The sequence below is a fragment of the Halovenus amylolytica genome (assembly GCA_004015825.1).
In the GTDB taxonomy this organism is placed as follows: Archaea; Halobacteriota; Halobacteria; order Halobacteriales; family Haloarculaceae; genus Halovenus; species Halovenus amylolytica.
On the sequence record SAYS01000017.1, the window covers coordinates 13,568 to 31,213 of the forward strand.

General features: G+C 54.1%; 15 protein-coding genes and 1 pseudogene. 8 read left to right on the forward strand and 8 right to left on the reverse strand.

Annotation, left to right across the window (positions count from 1 at the left end):
* Window positions 1–78: 78 nt before the first annotated feature.
* Together EOW68_RS13490 and EOW68_RS13495 are read right to left on the reverse strand one after the other, a co-directional pair.
* The gene (locus tag EOW68_RS13490) at window positions 79–801 is read right to left on the reverse strand and encodes a DUF547 domain-containing protein (protein ID WP_431358931.1); all 723 of its coding nucleotides are present in this window, start codon (window positions 799–801) and stop codon (window positions 79–81) included.
* An 82-nt stretch (window positions 802–883) separates the two neighbouring features.
* Window positions 884–1,567, reverse strand: a complete 684-nt coding sequence (locus EOW68_RS13495; RefSeq protein WP_128225692.1) for a hypothetical protein — start codon at window positions 1,565–1,567, stop codon at window positions 884–886.
* A 262-nt stretch (window positions 1,568–1,829) separates the two neighbouring features.
* Here EOW68_RS13495 and EOW68_RS13500 point away from each other — a divergent pair, with 262 nt between their 5' ends.
* Window positions 1,830–2,315, forward strand: a complete 486-nt coding sequence (locus EOW68_RS13500) for a peroxiredoxin family protein (protein ID WP_128225693.1) — start codon at window positions 1,830–1,832, stop codon at window positions 2,313–2,315.
* Between the two features lie 7 nt (window positions 2,316–2,322).
* On the opposite strand, the gene EOW68_RS13505 is transcribed toward EOW68_RS13500, so the two are convergent.
* The 3 genes from EOW68_RS13505 to EOW68_RS13515 form a co-directional block, all read right to left on the reverse strand.
* On the reverse strand, window positions 2,323–3,879 hold the full coding sequence (locus EOW68_RS13505) for a hydantoinase B/oxoprolinase family protein (protein WP_128225694.1): 1,557 nt from the start codon (window positions 3,877–3,879) through the stop codon (window positions 2,323–2,325).
* Window positions 3,876–5,885, reverse strand: coding sequence for a hydantoinase/oxoprolinase family protein (locus EOW68_RS13510; RefSeq protein ID WP_128225695.1), 2,010 nt, complete (start codon window positions 5,883–5,885; stop codon window positions 3,876–3,878). Before EOW68_RS13510 ends, EOW68_RS13505 begins: the two co-directional genes overlap by 4 nt.
* A gap of 87 nt (window positions 5,886–5,972) precedes the next feature.
* Entirely contained in the window at window positions 5,973–6,602 is a 630-nt protein-coding gene (locus EOW68_RS13515) for a rubrerythrin family protein (RefSeq protein ID WP_128225696.1), read from the reverse strand.
* Between the two features lie 203 nt (window positions 6,603–6,805).
* Between EOW68_RS13515 and EOW68_RS13520 the strand changes: the two genes are divergently transcribed.
* The 4 genes and pseudogenes from EOW68_RS13520 (at window position 6,806) to EOW68_RS13535 (ending at window position 10,751) form a co-directional block, all read left to right on the forward strand.
* On the forward strand, window positions 6,806–7,945 hold the full coding sequence (locus tag EOW68_RS13520; protein WP_128225697.1) for an MBL fold metallo-hydrolase: 1,140 nt from the start codon (window positions 6,806–6,808) through the stop codon (window positions 7,943–7,945).
* A gap of 59 nt (window positions 7,946–8,004) precedes the next feature.
* Window positions 8,005–9,366: pseudogene (locus EOW68_RS13525) on the forward strand (secretion system protein); the annotation flags it as partial.
* A 60-nt stretch (window positions 9,367–9,426) separates the two neighbouring features.
* Window positions 9,427–9,744, forward strand: a complete 318-nt coding sequence (locus EOW68_RS13530) for a hypothetical protein (RefSeq protein ID WP_128225698.1) — start codon at window positions 9,427–9,429, stop codon at window positions 9,742–9,744.
* Window positions 9,741–10,751: a tyrosine-type recombinase/integrase gene (locus tag EOW68_RS13535; protein ID WP_128225699.1), complete on the forward strand. Its 1,011-nt coding sequence runs from the start codon at window positions 9,741–9,743 to the stop codon at window positions 10,749–10,751. Before EOW68_RS13530 ends, EOW68_RS13535 begins: the two co-directional genes overlap by 4 nt.
* Window positions 10,752–11,422: 671 nt before the next feature.
* On the opposite strand, the gene EOW68_RS13540 is transcribed toward EOW68_RS13535, so the two are convergent.
* On the reverse strand, window positions 11,423–13,495 hold the full coding sequence (locus EOW68_RS13540; RefSeq protein ID WP_128225700.1) for an AAA family ATPase: 2,073 nt from the start codon (window positions 13,493–13,495) through the stop codon (window positions 11,423–11,425).
* Between the two features lie 608 nt (window positions 13,496–14,103).
* Between EOW68_RS13540 and EOW68_RS13545 the strand changes: the two genes are divergently transcribed.
* A complete protein-coding gene (locus EOW68_RS13545) occupies window positions 14,104–15,093 on the forward strand; it encodes a DUF7983 family protein (RefSeq protein WP_128225701.1) in 990 nt (329 codons plus the stop codon).
* A gap of 151 nt (window positions 15,094–15,244) precedes the next feature.
* Here EOW68_RS13545 and EOW68_RS13550 read toward each other — a convergent pair whose 3' ends face one another.
* Window positions 15,245–15,454 (reverse strand): YgaP family membrane protein, encoded by a 210-nt coding sequence (locus tag EOW68_RS13550; protein ID WP_128225702.1) that lies wholly within the window; start codon window positions 15,452–15,454, stop codon window positions 15,245–15,247.
* A gap of 423 nt (window positions 15,455–15,877) precedes the next feature.
* On the opposite strand from EOW68_RS13550, the gene EOW68_RS13555 reads away from it, so the two are divergent.
* Window positions 15,878–16,327: a DUF7344 domain-containing protein gene (locus tag EOW68_RS13555; RefSeq protein ID WP_128225703.1), complete on the forward strand. Its 450-nt coding sequence runs from the start codon at window positions 15,878–15,880 to the stop codon at window positions 16,325–16,327.
* The gene (locus EOW68_RS13560) at window positions 16,311–16,673 is read left to right on the forward strand and encodes a HalOD1 output domain-containing protein (protein ID WP_128225704.1); all 363 of its coding nucleotides are present in this window, start codon (window positions 16,311–16,313) and stop codon (window positions 16,671–16,673) included. Before EOW68_RS13555 ends, EOW68_RS13560 begins: the two co-directional genes overlap by 17 nt.
* 301 nt (window positions 16,674–16,974) lie before the next feature.
* Here the strand turns inward: EOW68_RS13560 and EOW68_RS13565 are convergent, their stop codons facing one another.
* Complete coding sequence (locus tag EOW68_RS13565; protein WP_128225705.1) at window positions 16,975–17,571, reverse strand: site-specific integrase; 597 nt, start codon at window positions 17,569–17,571, stop codon at window positions 16,975–16,977.
* Window positions 17,572–17,646: the final 75 nt, after the last annotated feature.

The window sequence follows — 17,646 nt, forward strand, 5'->3', positions numbered from 1 at the left end:
GATCATAAAAACCCATCTCTTCGGCGATCACCGGCGATCCGTCTGTGACGTAGGCTCTCTCAGAGTGAGTTACTGGGACTATTCGTCGGCCGCTGCAACGTCCTGCGAACTGAATTTCAGGCGATCCAGCGACCAGTCCCAGTCGCGGTACGACAGCCGTGGCTTTGCCCCCGGCGGGAGCTGTTCGTACCGCACCAGAAAGTCGACGATATCGCGCTTCCGGCCGAAATCACCACGGTACCACAGCAACAGTCGGGGAACGAGCGCGCGACCTTTTTCGGGGTCGTACTCGACGTAGGTGTCGAGATAGCCTTCGGTGGCCCAGTCGAGTTGTCTGTCGATCTCCTCGGCGGTGTAGACGGCGATCGGTGGACAGCTCTCGGCACCACAGTTGACCGCGAAATGAATCCGGGGATCGCGTTCGGTGAGTTCGTGTTGGTCGAAAAAATCCCCTCGCCGGGGCGTTCGCAGGTAGCCGAGTGTCCACTTGCTGTAGGAGCGGCGCAGGATCTTGTGTTCGATATCGTCGAGGCTCAACTCCCTGCCGGCGACTGTGAGAAGCGGTTTCGTAAAAAACGTCCGGCGACTCTCGTACTGGGACCGGTCGTCCGCGAGCGCGCGCTGTGTCGCCGCGTTGTAGAGGTTGATCCAGAACGCCAGCCGCTTGCGGTCCGAATCGAGTGCAGCCGCGAGGGCGCCGCTGTCGAGCCTGGCAAGTTCGTCGACGTAGGACGCTGTGGGCTCGTCGTATCTGATCGCGAGGAGAAACTCTTCGGCGAGGGTCACTGGCTCCGCAGTCACGCAACTCTCTAGGGAGACCGGCCATATCAGGGTTTGCCAGCCGTGTGCCGACTTGTCACAGCCGACCTCCGTTCGAGTCCACTCACTCGAACTGTGCCTCGACGTTCGACGTTGCGTCTGCGATCACTTCTCGTTCGGCGTGACGCATCGCTCGCAGCGCCTCGTCGGTGTACTCAATTTCGATCTCCGAGCCACCGAACATGCCGCCGAGACCACCGAGAACCTCCGCTGGATCGATCGTCGTTTCCATCGCGAAGGCACTCCGGTGGTCTCGGAGTGGGCCGGTAAAGGCAAAATGCTCTTCGACGAGCTGTTTTGCCTCCGCTTCGGTGAGTGCGTTCCGTGCCGCGACCCAGAAATCGGACTCCTCGGCGAGCAGTACCGGCTCGACTGCATCGCCGAGTTTGCGGTGTCGTTCGAGCAGTTCGTCGAGGACGGTCTGTCTGCGGTCGTCGGGCAGGTCGGGCCGGAGGCTGTCGGCGAAGGAGTCAGCGTCGAGAATCGCCGTCCGGTACTCGTCGATCGGGCTGTCAGATTCTGCGTAATCGAGGATCACATCGAACTGAGTGATGATCTCCTGGCGGTGTTCGGCCAGCTTCGGTTCGACGAGGGTTTCTTGGAGGTTCTCCGAACTCTCGAGCAGCCGATCGATCATTCCGCCCTGCGAGCCACCGATGACACGCGAGAGACTGAACTCCGCTGCTGTCTGCTCGATCGCATCGCCGACGAACTGCTCGAACCCATCCGTGACGGCCTGTCTGGTCATATCCTGTCTGAGTGTTCGGTGCTGTTGTAAGTACCGGCCTTGCACGTGCTTCGACTGTTGATTTCGTCTACTGACTCAGAATCACCTCCTGCTGGATTCGAAACAGCAAGAAAGCCCACCCGTATCGGTCGGCCAACCAAGCTATGTGAGTGGGACTGAAAGCGACCGGGGGCTTTCTTGCTGCCCATAGCGGTATTTCTGAATACTCCGGACACCATTTCTACCGAGGAACCATTTTGTCCGTGGACCGCGAAGTCAGTCTATGCAATCGATCACTGACTTCGAACTCGAAAATGTCGGGGCCGGACCCGAACGTCTCTCGCTCGGTAAACTCGCAGACGAGAACGATTTCGTCCTCCTGCTCTTTCAGCGTGATCACTACTGCACAAACTGCCGCAGTCAGGTGCAGGATGTCGCACGCCGCTACGACGAGTTCCAGGAGCGAAACACGGCTGTCGTCTCGATCGTCCCCGAACCAGCCGAGAAACTACGGGAGTGGCAGGAACAGTACGACCTCCCCTTCCCGCTCTGTGCCGACCCAGAAACCCAGGTGAGCGATCAGTACGACCAGCCAGTTAAGTACGGCTTGCTCGGAAAGATCAGTGACTTTTTCGGTCGAATGCCGAAGGTCGTCCTCCTCGATTGCCGCGGCGACGAACCGGATGTATTTTTCACTCACGAAGGAAACTCGACGTTCGACCGTCCAGAGATAGACGAGTTACTCGCCGAGATCGACGACTTGCAGTAATCCGTAGTTAGCTATCGTTTTCTGTCTCCTCGTCCGCGACTCCATACCCACCACCGCCCGGTGTCTCGATTGTAACTGTCGTTCCCGCGCCGATCTCTTTTGTAACCTTCGAAGGGACTTTATTTTCGTCGATCAGATTCCGGCCGGTCGAGCCATCCTCGCCGCCGGCCACTCCGGCAGGAGCGTGTGTGCGACGTTCCGTTAGCAGCGAGACCGTCGCGTCCGCTTCGACGGTTACCGAGCGAACGAGACCGTCCCCACCCCTGTACGTTCCATCACCTCCACTCCCATCGCGGAGAGCGTACCGCTCGACACGGAGCGGGTACTCGGTTTCCAGGGCTTCGATCGGGGTGTTGAGCGTGTTCGTCATCCCGACCTGGACACCCGAGAGCCCATCGGAGCCCGGATTCGCACCGGCCCCGCCGCCGATCGTCTCGTAGTAGGCAAACTCCGGGGAGCCGATGATCAGATTGTTCATCGTCCCCTGTCCCTGTGCGGGGACACGTCCCGGTGCGGCGTCGGCCAGCGCTGCGAAGACGACGTCGGTCACGCGCTGGCTCGTCTCGACGTTGCCACCGACGACGGCCGCAGGCGGTGCCGGATTGAGCAGCGATCTCTCGGGTGCGCGGACCGTCACTGGCTCGTAACAGCCGTGGTTCGGCGGGATATCCGGATCGGTGACGCACCTGATGACGAAGTAGACCGCACTCTTTGCCACCGCCAGCGGTGCGTTGACGTTCCCTGCGACCTGTGAGGCTGTCCCAGTAAAGTCGATTGTCACCGACCCGCCGTCGACCGTGACTGTCACCTCGATCGGGATCTCGTCCTCGGTGACGCCGTCTCCCTCCAGCAGATCCTGCGCGTGGTACTCGCCGTCAGGGATCGTTTCGAGTTCGTGTTCGACCCGCTCCCGGGAGTAGTCGATAACGGCGTCGAAGGCTGCCCGGAGGCGGTCGCCGTGTTTGTCGAGCAGTTCGCACATTCTGCGCTGCCCGCGTTCGTTCGCACCGAGCTGGGCCTCCAGATCTGCGCGGCGCTGTTCCGGATTGCGGACGTTCGCCAGAAAGAGCGACTGCACGTCCTCGTTTCGCTCGCCACCGTCGACCAGCCGGACCGGCGGCAGCCGAAGCCCCTCCTGCTGGATCTCCCGCGCGCCCGCGGGCATGCTCCCCGGTGTCATTCCACCGATATCGGCGTGATGGGCGCGTGAGACGGCGTAGCCGGTTATCTCTCCCTCGTAGGAGATGGGTGACACCAGTGTCACGTCCGGGAGGTGGGTCCCGCCCGTGAATGGGTCGTTGAGAACGAAAACGTCGCCGGGCTGTGGCGAACAGCCGAGGACGGCGTCGACCGCTTCGGGCATCGCACCCAGATGGACGGGGATGTGTTCGGCCTGTGCAACCATCCGCCCGTCTGTATCGAACAGCGCGGTCGAGCAGTCCCGGCGCTCGGTAATGTTCGGCGAGTAGGCGCCTCTGATGAGTGTTTCACCCATCTCCTCGGCGACGCTTTCGAGCTGGGTGCGCAGTATCTCCAGTTCGATCGGATCGAGGTCCACTGTCATCGCTCTTCCCTCTCTGTTTCCTGTAGCGTGAGCGTCCCCTGCATATCTACCGTTGCTGTCCACCCTGGTTTCACGACGACCGTACTCTCGCCGCCCTCGAAGATGGCTGGCCCGTCGATGGTCGCCCCCGCGTGGATCTGTTCCCGCTCGAATACTGGCGTCTCCCGAAAGCTTCCATCGAAGTACGCATTCCGCCTCTCACGAACTTTCTTTTCTGTACCTTCGTGGGCAATTTTTGGTTTGTCGCCTGAAATCGTCGCTGTCAACCGAACAGTGACGATCTCGATCGGTTCGTCGGTCAGGCGATAACCACGCGCTCGTTCGTGGGCATCGTGGAACTGCTCGCTGACTGATTTCCGGTCGAATGGCTCGCCGACTTCGACGGTTAACTCGTGGCTCTGACCCTCGTATCGCAGATCTGCCTGCCGGACCATGGTTGCGTTCTCCGGGTCGGTTACATCCTTGCTGACTCGGTCGCCGAGGGTCGCATACGTCCCCTCCACTGTCCCGAGATCGACTGTTCCGAGTAACTCGTGGATCGTCTGGGAGGCGTCGTGGCGCTCCGGCGCGGCCAGCAAGCCGAGGGCCGAGAGAACACCGTTCGCCAGTGGAATCCGGATCGTCTCGATGCCGAGGCTCTCTGCGAGCGCGGCGGCGTGCATCGGTCCGGCCCCGCCAAACGCCACGAGCGCGAACTCTCTGGGGTCGTGGCCCTGCTGGACGGTGACCGCCCTGACTGCCCGGGCCATCCGTTCGTTCGCGATCCGGTAGGTGCCGCGAGCTGCTTCGATCGGACTATCCAGACTCGATGCGTCGACCAGCTGCTCGAATGCATCTTGCGATGCGTCCCCGTCGAGTGTCAGCCCCTCTCCGAGTTCTGTCTCGGCTCCCAGATATCCGAGCAGGAGACTCGCATCGGTCACCGTCGGCTCGGTTCCTCCCTTCCCGTAGCAGGCGGGGCCCGGCTCGGCGCCGGCAGACTGCGGCCCGACCCGGAGTGCCCCGCCCTCGTCGATCCAGGCTATCGAGCCGCCGCCTGCACCGACTGTCTCGATGTCGACCATCGGCACGTGGACCGGGTACTCACCGACGCTCCCCTCGGTCGTCCGCTCGATTGCGCCGTTTCTGACCAGACTCACGTCGCTGGACGTTCCGCCCATGTCGAACGTAATAATTCCTTCGTGAGTATCTTCTTCGAACAGGGACGCTCCGACCACGCCGCCGGCTGGTCCGGAGAGTACAGTTGTGACGGCCTGATCACGGATCTGGTCTGTCTCTGCGATCCCACCGTTTGACTGCATAACTTCGGGTGCTGGCATTCCGAGCGCCGTCGCCTTCCGTTCGAGTCGGCCGAGATACTCGCTGATGATCGGCGTGACGTAGGCCGCTGCGACCGTCGTTGCGGTTCGCTCGTACTCCCGGAACTCAGGCAGTACTTCGTGCGAGGCGACGACGTAGGCGTCTGTTTCCGTCCGGAGAACGTCTGCGACCTGGCGTTCGTTATCCGGCTGAGCGTAGGCGTGCAGAAAGGAGACTGCGATGCTTTCGACTGTCTCGTCGATTTCGTCGAGCAGGTCCGCCAGGTCGCTGTCACTCGCCCCCTTCTCGATCCCCGATTCCGTGGCGCGTTCTTCGATCTCGTAGCGGTGTTCGTTCGGGACGAGCGGAGTCGGCTTCCGTGCAGAGAGATCGTACAGTGACGGGCGATCCTGGCGACCGATTGCCAGCAGATCACCGAACCCCTCGGTCGTCACGAGTGCCGTCTCTGCACCCTCTCCTTCGAGCATCGCGTTCGTGGCGACAGTCATCGCGTGCCGGAACGAGTCGATCGACTCGGGTTTGACATCCGCTGCTTCGCAGGCTGTCCGTATCCCGTTGATCACACCCTCGCTCTGGTCTGCTGTCGTCGGCACCTTGGCTGTCGTCACATCGCCAGCAGACACGAGAACCACGTCGGTAAACGTGCCGCCGACGTCGACGCCGAGACGGACGGAACGCTCTTTCATACCCGCCCCACGACCGGGACCGAAATAAACGGTGGCAGTTCCGTCACGTCTCGCTTCGAAATATCTCGCAGCGGACTGGATCGGTACTTAACAGACTGGTTTCGGGTCGAGCCCCATCTCGTCGAGTGTCTCGGCGTACTCCGTGTAGGCAACCTCGATTGCCTCCTCGGCGGCACGCTCCGCGCGCTCCCAGTCGTCAGCGTCACAGATCTCTGCGAGCACACTCGCCCCCGTATCGACCTGTTCGTCGGTCTCGGCTCTTATCTCCCGAAAGAGCTCTGCTGCGGTGGTGTCTGCTTCGTTGACGAAGAAGTTGATCACCTGGAGCAGGGTTCGTGAGGCGACCAGCGGGCGGGCAACCAGTCCTGCTCCGACCCGTTCGACTGTGTCGTCGAGTTCCCGGAGGTGGGTGTGCAGCGCATCTGCCGGTGGGTCGGTCACCTCGATCTCCGCGAGGTCGTAGATGCGGTCGTAGTGGTCCTGTTCCTGTTCGGCAGCCACTGCAAACGCTTCGCCGGCGGTGTCGTTCGCTTCGTCGCTGGCCCACTGCTCGAAGGTCGCTACGGCACGGGGTTCTGCCGCAGTTGCCTGTTCGAGGACAGTCTCTCGGTCGAGTGAGGCAGCCGTCGTCGCAACGAGTGCTTTCTCCGACCCGAGTCGTTTGAGTTCTGTCGCGTTCGACTCCTGTACTCGTTCGACAAAATCGGCTTCGTCCATACGTCACCTGTGGGCTGTTACTACTCAATACTGTCGTCGCTAGCAGGTGGATGGGGCGCGGTGGATTCATTACTAATCGGATAGCTTCGGAGGCCTCGGGGCTTTCTTGCTGTTTGTGACCGCAGTTTCGGAATTCCTTTCACCTCAGACAATTGCATCAGCAGACCCGCCCATTGAATATCCGCGCAGGCCTACCATCTGCCATGACCACAGACACAGCGACCAGGGAGCTTGATCCAGATGAACTAGCCTCACTGGTCGAAACTGCCGAAGAGGTGACCATCCTCGACGTGCGAAACAGGGACGAAGTCGACGCCTGGCAGATCGAGGGTCCGGGTATCGATCGGACTCACGTCCCCTACATGCGGTTCGTGAGCGCACAGGTTTCGGGTGATGTCTCCGAACTCGTCGATCCTGACCGTTCCTACGTCGTCGTCTGCCCACACGGTGAGGCGAGCGCGGAAGTAGCAGAGATGCTGACGGAAGTGGGTATCGACGCAAAAAATCTCGCCGGCGGGATGCAGGGATGGGCGAAAGTCTACACTCGGCGCCAACTCCCCGACACAGATCTCTTTCAGTACTACCGGCCGGCGAGTGGCTGTCTCGCGTACGCGGTCGTCTCCGCCGGCGAAGCGCTCGTCGTCGATCCGCTCAGGGCGTTCGCAGACCGATATCGAGACGAGATTCAGGATCTGGACGCCGAGGTCACCGCTGTTCTCGATACCCACGTCCACGCGGATCATTTTAGCGCCCTCCCGACGCTCGCTAACTCGACCGGTGCAACAGCGATCGTCTCCGAGGGTGCCGCGGAACGCGGGCTCTCTTTCGAGGTCGAAACGGTCACTGAGGGCGAGACGATTCAGATCGGCGACCACGAGTTCGAAATTCTGTCCACGCCGGGACACACCACCGGTTCGATCTCGCTGCTCGTCGACGACGTATTACTCTCCGGGGACTCACTCTTTCTCGACGGCACGCCGCGACCCGATCTGCAGAAAGACGACGCCGATGCGCCCTCGATGGCGCGTACGTTACACGAGACAGTCACCGAACGGATCGCACCGCTCCCCGACGACACTCTCGTCGCACCGGGACACGTCCCGCCAGGTCGCCAGCCATCGGCGGACGGTACCTACACTGACCGCCTTGGGACTATCCGAAATCGAGTCCGAGCCTTCTCCGAGGACCGCGAGGCGTTCGTGGAGCGTATTCTGGATTCGATGGGGGACCAACCGGCCAACTTCGAGCAGATCATCGCTGTGAATCTCGGTCAGGAGACCGTCGGCGACAGTGACGCCTTCGAACTGGAACTCGGGCCGAACAACTGCGCAGTTTCTGATTAGTTGCAGTTTCATTTCTATTGGTAGCTTTTATATACGAAAGCGGGGCAAACCCGTCGTAAATGCCAGTTGGCCGAACTACACAGACAACACAGGCCAGCGACGGAGGGCCGGCCGTTCCGCCGCCACTGCCGCCGGACGATCCCGAGGCCTGGTATGCAGAGGATGTACAGGCACAGGACGAGGTCTATCCTGGCGTCGTCGTGACTATCTCCCGGCAGGGAGATGGGTTCCACTACGACGTGCGGGTGCCAGCACTGACAGGTGAGGGGGAAGAACAACTCGACCGGATCACAGATCACTTCGAGGGTGCGCATCTCCAGCGCCCGCTGACCCGGGAAGGCGCGACGGAGATCATGACCGATGGGTTCGATCCGAAATACGAGCGTGTCATCGACCAGCTCGTCGACTGCACGACCGCGGCCAGACAGCGGATCACCTATCACGCACTCGCAGAACTCGCCTGTCTCGGCGAACTCACACCCTACGCCCTCGACGATCGGATCGAAGTCGCAGATACGGACGAGGATGGTATCGTCGTTCACACCACCGACTACGCACCCGCGTTGACCGACCTGCCCGACGAACCGGAGTTTATCGCCCGCTTCGCCAGCGAACGACTCGCGCGATACACTGTCGGTTTCCACGAGTACGAGATCCCGGTGATCCGCTACCGGGAGAACGTGCTCGGAAACGATCCCTTCGACGTGAAATACGCGGTCCGCGAACCCGATCTCCTCCCAGGCGACGAGGAACTGCTCGCCGAGTGCAAAGAGCGGATCTGGGAGACCGCAGTCGAGGGTGTCATCGACGACAAGACTGCGTTCGTCCGCGACCGTGCCGAAACGGTGCTTGCCCGCCGCCTGCGCCGCCGAGATACCCGGGCCTGGTTCGACGCGCTCGATCACCGGATTCGGTCTGCACTCGCGGAGTACGGGATCGGTGTCGAGCCAGTCGATCGCGAGTACGACGACCACCGCCTCTCGGATCTCGTCTACTACGTTCTCAGAGATTACGCCGCCTACGGCAAGCTCACGATCCCGATCCGCGATCCGACGCTCGAAGATATCGAAGCCAACCGTCTCGACGAACGGATCAAAGTCATTCCACGCGATAGTGCCACCGAGCGCATCCCGACGAATCTCAGCTTCGAGGACGAACAGGAGTTCATCAACGTCGTCACACAGCTCGCTGCTGCCGACGGGACGGAGCTGAACGCGAGCACACCGAGTGCGAAAGTCAACCTGAGCCCCACGGGTATCGAGGAGACGATCCGCTGTGCCGTTGCACTCCCGACGATCAGCGAGGACGGCCCGCACATCTCGATTCGCAAACAGTCCGCAGATATCTTCACGCCGGTCGATCTCGTCGAGAACAACACCCTCCCGACGGAACTCGTCGCACTGCTGTGGCTCTGCTACGAACAGGGTCCCTAAAACGTGCTACATCGTTAGTACTATCATGCGTGCGCATAATACGCATATGTGAAGAACAAGGTAATCTCCGTCCGAGTCCAAGAAGACAAAAAAGACCGATGGAAAGAACATGTAGAAGAGAATCCTGAGATGCGGAATTTGACGCATCTGATTAATTCGGCTGTTGAAAAATACATTAATGAATATGAGAGTGATGCCTATGAAGATGAGGATTGGGATATGATGGTTATGGGGTCATTAGACACTGTTTTGAATCGTCTCATTGCAATACAAAATAATACGGAAGAAATCAATCAGATGCAGGCTACATATGAACAAGTTGAGAGGATGCATAATGACCTGATTGATGATAGGGAAGTAGAATGACGGGTTTAGAAGGGGTGAAAGAGCATTATTTGGATGATAAGCAAATAAATACGAGTGAAAATTGGTATCGGACCTGTAAAAAATGCTGTGAGAAATTTTTAAAATTTTGCGATGAAAATGGATTCGACGCAGAGACAAATTTTGCAGGTGCACATATAACACTGTGGGAAAATCATATCAAAAAGACTGAAGATTATTCTCCTCGAACTGTAAAAAATCGTGTCGATATTATACGTGGTATGTTAAAATTCGGCGATGAATTAGAAATCTTAAACGTGAGACGCGGAGAACAATCTGGAATTGAATCTATCAAATTTAGGAATATCAAAACCAAATACGAAGAAAAAACAGATACACAAATCCCGTATGTCACGGAAGATGAATATTCTGCGATGTTACGATGTATAGATAACCCAATGCATGATGTTCTAATCCGTATTTTGTGGGATACAGGTCTCAGACCGGTGGAATTAGTCAATATTAAAGGAGATGAGGTGATACCAGAGAACCAATCTATCTCAGTAGATACAGCAAAACTAGAAAGCACGGATGAACGAACGGTATATCCAACAACATCCAATTTTTACCGGCTTCAACGGTGGAGAAATCAAAAACGAGCAGCTTATTCTTCCAAATCCGAATCATCTGACTACATATTTCTAACAAAACAATCAGACCAGTTAGAAACCGATTCGGTGAACCGTATCATCAAGACGTACGCAGACCGTGCTGGTGTACAGGAAGTAGCATATACTCAAACGGAAGAATATGAACATAATGGTGAGATGGAAGAGGTTGAACGGGAATATATGAAAATCAACGCAAAGTCTTTCCGGCATTCCTTTGCTGTGAGAAAATTAAAAAACGGTGCATCATTGGCTGTGATTGCCGATATGATGGGACACCGAGATACTCAAACTGTGGAGAAGTACATCAATTTGCTAGACGCGGACATGAAAAAACAATGGGTACGATACACTGATGGCGAAATCTCAAAATATAATTAGATTCCGGAAACGATGGTGTGTGCTTTTTAATAAATTAGTAGACAATTTTATTAAGACTCTCACGAGAGGGGGTTGACCCCCACCCCCACCTAAACGGACTTAACCAAACCCTTGTAAAAGTCTTTTGGTATAGGTAAATGATGATAGTAAAAAACTAAACCGACGTTTTAGTTTCTAAAATAAGCAAATTATGCGGTTCCCGTTATAACTGCGGGAATTTTTTGGATTCATTTGTGTGGGTGGGGGTGAACCCCCTTATGTGAGAATTCCCACTTCACTTGTGGAAATATGCCCATCAGTTATAAGCGCGCGCACATTGAGTCGGATTTGATGGCATACCCACATGTTGGTAATCTAATAGGACTGGGGTCACATAGGTACATGTGCATGAGTGACCTAACCCAATCCGACGAAGAAAAGTACAAATGTGAAATGTGCGACCGAGAAAATAGCGACCAGTTTGACATGGTTCAGCGGTCTCACAACGGTGAAATTGTAGAAATATGTCCGAACTGTGCATTGTGTTTTGATGGAAGAAACGGTCAATTGTCCTAATTGCTTTGTTCTCTCAAAGTACTATTCTCTTTTGGTAATTTCAGACCAGTGACTACTATCTTGTGGTGATTTACTACGTTTGTATGATAAAAAAAGAACGGTGTAACGTGAACTCGTTATTCGGGAATCTCCACGACCTCGATTTCTTCGCCTCTTCGTTTGAGAAGGTCTTTTTCTTCGAAGTTTGAGATAACCAAATCCATCACTTTATCGGGTTCATCGATTGTCGCCTTAATTCGACTGATTTCTATTGTCTGACCTTCATCGTAAAGCTCCAAGGTTGCCAACATCTGCCGGATTGCTGGAGTCTGTGATGACGATGTGGACATCTGAGCAGCTTTTGCGATTTCAGCATCGTCTGCATCGTTGTCGATTGATGTGCCCGCTAATGATTCCCAGCTTTCCAATATAAGCGCATACGCACGTCGTGCGTCCATGACTGTGACCTTGTTACCGAGCCGGAGCTTTGCCATTGCCTCAGACAATCTGATAAGCGTCTCTTGTGTTCGTCCAGAGATTTGCAGGTCTGCGCCTGTCTCTGATATGTTGACCCGTATGTTCGCCAGCTTATCCACGATGTACTCACCGACTGGCTCGGTCATCTCTGGGGATTTGTTCCGTGCTATCTTCAAATATTTTCGCAGGTCTTCCTTTTCGATGACAGTCCCATCATCACCGTTCTCGAATCGATTCTGGAATGTCTTTTTTAGAACATCCCGTTCATCGCATTTGTTTCGTTTTACAGAATCTCTCACGACGACAGGCACATCGAACCTGCTAAACAAGGATGACGTGAGCGGCTGGTCTTCCATTGGATTGGTGCCCTGAAATCGTTCCTTTTCTGGGTTACACGCAGCTATCACAGACACATCAGCGTCCAACTCTGCACCTGCGTGCTTTTCAATCACGACACGACCTGACTGCATCGGTGTATTCAATGACGATTGGATTCTCTCAGAGGAGTTATCCAGTTCATCGATTGCGATGTGCCCACCATCGACCGCTGGGATTGCGCCAGACTCCAACATCTTTGAATCTTCACCTTGCAGCTGTGACTGATAGGAGACCGCAGCAGATAATCCTGCAACAGTCGCCATTCTACCATCGACATATCTTGAGGTCTCCGCCAGTTCCTCGCCGAATTCGATGATATCAGACTTCCCTGTTCCGGGTTCTCCCATCAGTAGCGAGTGGATTCGATGCCGACTGTTTTCATTTTCAACACCTGATACCAAAGAGCACGCGACCGCTTTCTTGCCCGCTCGTTGACCCCCCTTATCTACAATATGTGGAGCAATCGAATCCGTTATTCTCTCGATGATGTTCTCGGATTCATCCACGAGGTCTTGCGCATCCTGTCTGTCTTCCTCTGTTATTTCGATATCTGCATCTGCAATCTTTTCAAATCCGTAAATATTGAGATACGGGTCAACACTGCTCTGCTCAGTGTTTGTTGGGACGTGTGAGGTTGCCCAGACGTTAACCTCGTCACCTCGCTCTAATTGCCCGATATGGTCACCATCGACTTCGCCCACTAACTTGCGGGCTTTCTTCCCATTCGTGTCGGTCTCCGCCAGCACGACCTGCTGGATATCTTTCTTAGTTGAATTTATCGCGCTAAATTCATCTACAAAGGTTCCCGAGCAGTCTGGTGTCTCGCACCCGAGCGGTTTCGTTAGTTCCATGTTTGCGATATTCTGGTGGTTGGTCGTAAAATTCCCACACTGAGCACATTTCCAGCAGACTCTCTCATATCGTGTCTTTTTGCTGGTGACATCCATCACGCGCGCATTGATGTTGTACGTTTTTCTACTATGAGAGACATCACCAATTTTCTGCGGTGTCTCGAACTGCCCAGATATCTCAATATCAATATCCTTCAACTGCTCACCTGCAATCTTTTCGCAGGTGGCTTGAAATGTGTGCCGAAACGTTCGGATGTTATCTCTCAATGAATGTATGGCTATATGTTCCTCGTAGTCGTCATCGTATGGGTTATTTTTTAAGTCATTATAATTTATATTTAATCGTAGACTTGTCTCGTGATTATCCGCAAATTCAAGAATAGTCTGTTCGTGTTCGGTGTGTTCTCGAATATAAGATTCGAGCGGTTCAACTACTGCTTCAATCACATGCACGTCATTTGTTGGATTATACTCATTTTTGTCCGATTGGTTAGGCTCAGACATGTAACTATACTAGATAGATACCACCCTATTAATCTATTGTCGATTTTGACGATACATACAATTATCTTATTCAAAATTCGATTATTTACAACGTTGTCACTAACTATGTGTGGAAAATAAAAGGAAAATGTTTGGAGCCTAACCCATATCAATGTTATATCCAATATGTTATATAATTTACGTCGTTAAGTATTCAAATTTGTATATATCAAAGTGTTAGATACACGTGCGTATGTACACTCTCATTTACGCATGCCTGTATGTACATATGTAAATACGCGTGTACGTACGTAATCAATAGCGAGTGTACGCACAAGAATCAGTCTCCGAGCAATGTATTCAGTGGAGAATTGAGGACGGTCTCGATTTTTATTGTATTCTCAAGGTAGTATTCTGTGGCAGAATCGTGTGGATGATTGAGTCCACTGGTTTCTTATCCGACGACAGCTCGGGGTATGCCGTATTCTTCAAATAGTACAGAATGAATTGCACGTGTCCGCTCTTCCATAACCAACCAAATGACACCGAATCATTAACTCCTACGATTCGTAGGATACAGCGGCGATTGGTACCTGAAATCTTTACCTCAGCTCTCCGTACACTCTTCCATGACCTTCGGAGCCTCTTGGCACACCCTTCTCGACAACGTGGAGGAACTCCCTTCGGACGCAACCCTTGTCACCCCAATCTCGCGGAAGGCCTTTCGAGTCACCGATGTTCAAGAACCTCGTGTCCTGATTCAGTACCGGGACGAAGACGAGACAATTCCACTTCAGCGTGAGCAATTCGAGACGCTGTATCGACGCATTCAGGACTCGTACGGCGAGTTCGAGTTAGACCGGCTTCCCCCAGATGCAGAACCCTACGCGACCGTGCTGTCCCTACACCCACGCTTCGAGGTGGACGACCGGGAGGGAACACTCACGGAAAGTGAGACGCCGACAGGTTCACCGTTGGTGGAAGCACAAGGAGATAGCAACGATGCCGAGGAAGAGCGGGAAGAGCCAGACGTGTCGGTCTACAGCGACGCTCTGTTGCTTATCGACGCCCTCGAACGCCATGATGTGAACACGCTCGAAGAGGTAGAAACGCCGGCGCTGGTGAACCTCTATACGCTCCTGTCGGACGTTCAGCGGAATGCTAACGACCTACGCAAAGACATTCGGAGTATCTTGCTCGACCGGCTACACCACGACCAGCCGGTGAGTGGTCAGTTCGGGTCTGTCCAACGGACAAGCCGTAAGAATCGGTCGCTCAAAGACGACGAGGTGGTACTGAATGCCTTCGAGGCCGCCGGCATTGAGCGCGAACGGTTAACGACCGTCGATTCGAGCAAGGTAAACGACGCTCTTGACGTAACCGAACTGTCCGAATCCGATGTGTATGAGATAGACGAAAGTGAATACATTCGCAAGGCAGACGTTGACGAGGAAGAGAAAGAAACCCGACTGCAAGGCCTGAAAGATAGGCTGGCCGAGACAGAGGGTGAGGAAGGTGAGGAACTCCGCGAGGAAATCGAGGAGCTAGAAGACCGAATTAATGAGCTGACCAGTTTTCGGTCAGGCCAGTCATTACACGAATCGGCCAGTGGTGGATGATTGAGACTACTCAACAATCTCGATATCGGTATCACACACAGGACATGACTCAACGCCAGCAGGTGTGTCTAAATCGGCTTCTGTCCCACTCCATCCACATTCCGGGCATAGCACAGGGTTGGTCATAGTATATGCAACTTTGTTGAAAAAGCTATTCGTCAGTTGTGTCGATTCCGAGCGCCTCGTTCATTCCACAGAAACACGTCGTCGCGTTGAACCCGAAAGCGAGCGCACCGATTCCCGCGAGTAGACCGGTTTTGCGCTTACCATCTTTGAGTATACTAACCGCCACTATGGACAGCGAAACAGCGAGTAGTGTGCGGATGAGGCGGTCGCGGCCACCGACATTCTTTTCAGCCATACCAGAATAATATGTCCGGTTTGGCTTGTATCTTCCTCATACTGTAAATTAATTCATAGACTAAATCCTATTCGTCCTCTTATGATATCAATCTATAAATGAACTATCTAATATATAATAATACAGTGATATTTTAGAAGTGGACAATATTTTCAAGGCTCTTACCGAATCTAGTCAAACAACATTCAGCCTGCTGATATTGCCACTAGTTAGCGTGCAAGGTTTAGAGCGTCTATGCAGTACTCTACCACCGGTGATTTCACTTCGATTTCACCGATAGTCGAGAACGTCGGCAATACCGACTCATTCAAGCTGTTTATAACTGGTGAGTACAAACACCAAACCGAACGTATTCAGTGTTGAAATACCCATTTCGTTCGAATCAGGGGAAAGTTTTTATTCGCCCCTACCCATCTCTTAAGAATGTCTAACCAACCTGACCCGGCTGGGGAAGCAACATCCGACGCGTCCGCCCCGTCCGAAACGCAACTGCCGTCCCCGGACATTTTGGAGATAGAGACGGTGTACGAGGCATTGGGGCACTCCCGACGGCGCTACCTGTGCTATACTCTCTTCGAAGATACCGAATGGTCGCTGACTGACTTGGCGACGAAAATCGCCGCTTGGGAGAACGACATTCCTGAACAAGCCGTCACAGAAGACCAGCGCGAAGAGGTGTACGTCTCGCTGTACCACGCCCACGTCCCGAAGTTGGTTGACGAGGGTGTGATTACGTTCGATGAGGCGACCGAAACGATTACGACTGCCGACCACGCCGAACAGGTCTTAGCCGCCCTCGAAGGGATTGGTGCCAGCCTCGACTCGAAGCAGGAAACCCACGCCCGGAGTGACATGGATGAGCAAGAGCAGTGACGAGAGAAAGATAGCTGAAGACGACCCGACTAACGGCGTTGAGACGCACCAGACACAGGTAACACAACGACACTGCGAACCCAACGGACAGAGGGAACTCACAACTGCAATCATCTACGCCATCGCAGAGGTCGAAGGCGTGTCTCCAAGCGAACTGAAGTCGCCACCGCTGTACGAATCCGTGGACGTACCAGCGATTGAAGACGCATTCTTCGGACCAGACGTAGCCGGGGATTCTCGGCAGGGTGTTGGGACGGTCGAGTTTCAGTATACCGACTACCTCGTGAAAGTCCAGAGCGACGGATGGATACGGGTGTACGAACCGACTGAAGCAGACCTCTCGTAAGCCGTCTCTCTGAAGCCACATCCCCCTAACGCGCTGGATACTCGGTCGACCAATGTGTTTCGGGGGAATCTTTTGCTCGTCGGCTTTCCTCAATCGCTTCGCTCGCGGATGTTCGTGCGTTCAGCACTCAGCCTGTATCGACCGATTCGAGCAGCACTGATTTCGACACCCCACGGTGACCGATACGCGCGTTCTATTCATCACGACCAGTCTTGACAATACCCAATTATATAGCTCTGTTTCACTGTTCAGGGGGTGCCTGCTTGAATTCTCGCTTCTTCAGTCGTATCGTCAGCTACTATCATTCAGACATCTCGTCAATAATGTTTTCTTCACTTGGTTTCGCTAGATATGGTTTTATTGCTTCGTAGCTATCCCAACCTCCAACAGACATTAGGACGCGAACGTTGACTCCTCTTATATCTCCATGCAAATGCGCAAAATACCGTCGTAGGTCGTGTGGTTTCAATTCTTCCCAGACTTCTTTTCCCGTTTCTTCTGCCATATTCTCCCCGACCTCCTTTATCCAGTTCTGTATCGTTCTCTTCTGAATAGAGAAGATTGGGTCGTAATTACCTCGGTCCATGTTTGTGTGATATTTGAAAATATCTCGTTCTAACGGTATCGGGACCAAGGTCTGTCGTTCCTTCCCATTCTCATATTCGCCCGTCGTGTCCTTCGTACCTCGAACAGTTAGCAAATAATGTTCACCGTCATCAGCACGTGATATATCCTTATATCGAATGTTCGTAACTTCTCCAACTCTGAGTCCGGATTCTCCCATGATTTGTACTGCAATCTGTTTCGCTTCGTCATCGATACTCTCAACAAGGTCTTCGTACTCATTTTGCGTCATCCATAGCTTTCTTCGACCGTCTTTCGTGCGCTCTGTTTGCATACACAGATATTATTTCTAAGTAATGAAAAACTTTCGTGTTTTTTACTACAAATGCGAAAATATTAAACAACAAAT

Excerpts from the sequence above, each read along its gene's own strand:
- EOW68_RS13495 (WP_128225692.1), bottom strand. The coding sequence starts at position 1,567 with ATGACCAGACAGGCCGTCACGGATGGGTTCGAGCAGTTCGTCGGCGAT.
- EOW68_RS13500 (WP_128225693.1), top strand. The coding sequence starts at position 1,830 with ATGCAATCGATCACTGACTTCGAACTCGAAAATGTCGGGGCCGGACCC.
- EOW68_RS13505 (WP_128225694.1), bottom strand. The coding sequence starts at position 3,879 with ATGACAGTGGACCTCGATCCGATCGAACTGGAGATACTGCGCACCCAG.
- EOW68_RS13510 (WP_128225695.1), bottom strand. The coding sequence starts at position 5,885 with ATGAAAGAGCGTTCCGTCCGTCTCGGCGTCGACGTCGGCGGCACGTTT.
- EOW68_RS13515 (WP_128225696.1), bottom strand. The coding sequence starts at position 6,602 with ATGGACGAAGCCGATTTTGTCGAACGAGTACAGGAGTCGAACGCGACA.
- EOW68_RS13520 (WP_128225697.1), top strand. The coding sequence starts at position 6,806 with ATGACCACAGACACAGCGACCAGGGAGCTTGATCCAGATGAACTAGCC.
- EOW68_RS13535 (WP_128225699.1), top strand. The coding sequence starts at position 9,741 with ATGACGGGTTTAGAAGGGGTGAAAGAGCATTATTTGGATGATAAGCAA.
- EOW68_RS13540 (WP_128225700.1), bottom strand. The coding sequence starts at position 13,495 with ATGTCTGAGCCTAACCAATCGGACAAAAATGAGTATAATCCAACAAAT.
- EOW68_RS13545 (WP_128225701.1), top strand. The coding sequence starts at position 14,104 with ATGACCTTCGGAGCCTCTTGGCACACCCTTCTCGACAACGTGGAGGAA.
- EOW68_RS13550 (WP_128225702.1), bottom strand. The coding sequence starts at position 15,454 with ATGGCTGAAAAGAATGTCGGTGGCCGCGACCGCCTCATCCGCACACTA.
- EOW68_RS13555 (WP_128225703.1), top strand. The coding sequence starts at position 15,878 with ATGTCTAACCAACCTGACCCGGCTGGGGAAGCAACATCCGACGCGTCC.
- EOW68_RS13560 (WP_128225704.1), top strand. The coding sequence starts at position 16,311 with ATGAGCAAGAGCAGTGACGAGAGAAAGATAGCTGAAGACGACCCGACT.
- EOW68_RS13565 (WP_128225705.1), bottom strand. The coding sequence starts at position 17,571 with ATGCAAACAGAGCGCACGAAAGACGGTCGAAGAAAGCTATGGATGACG.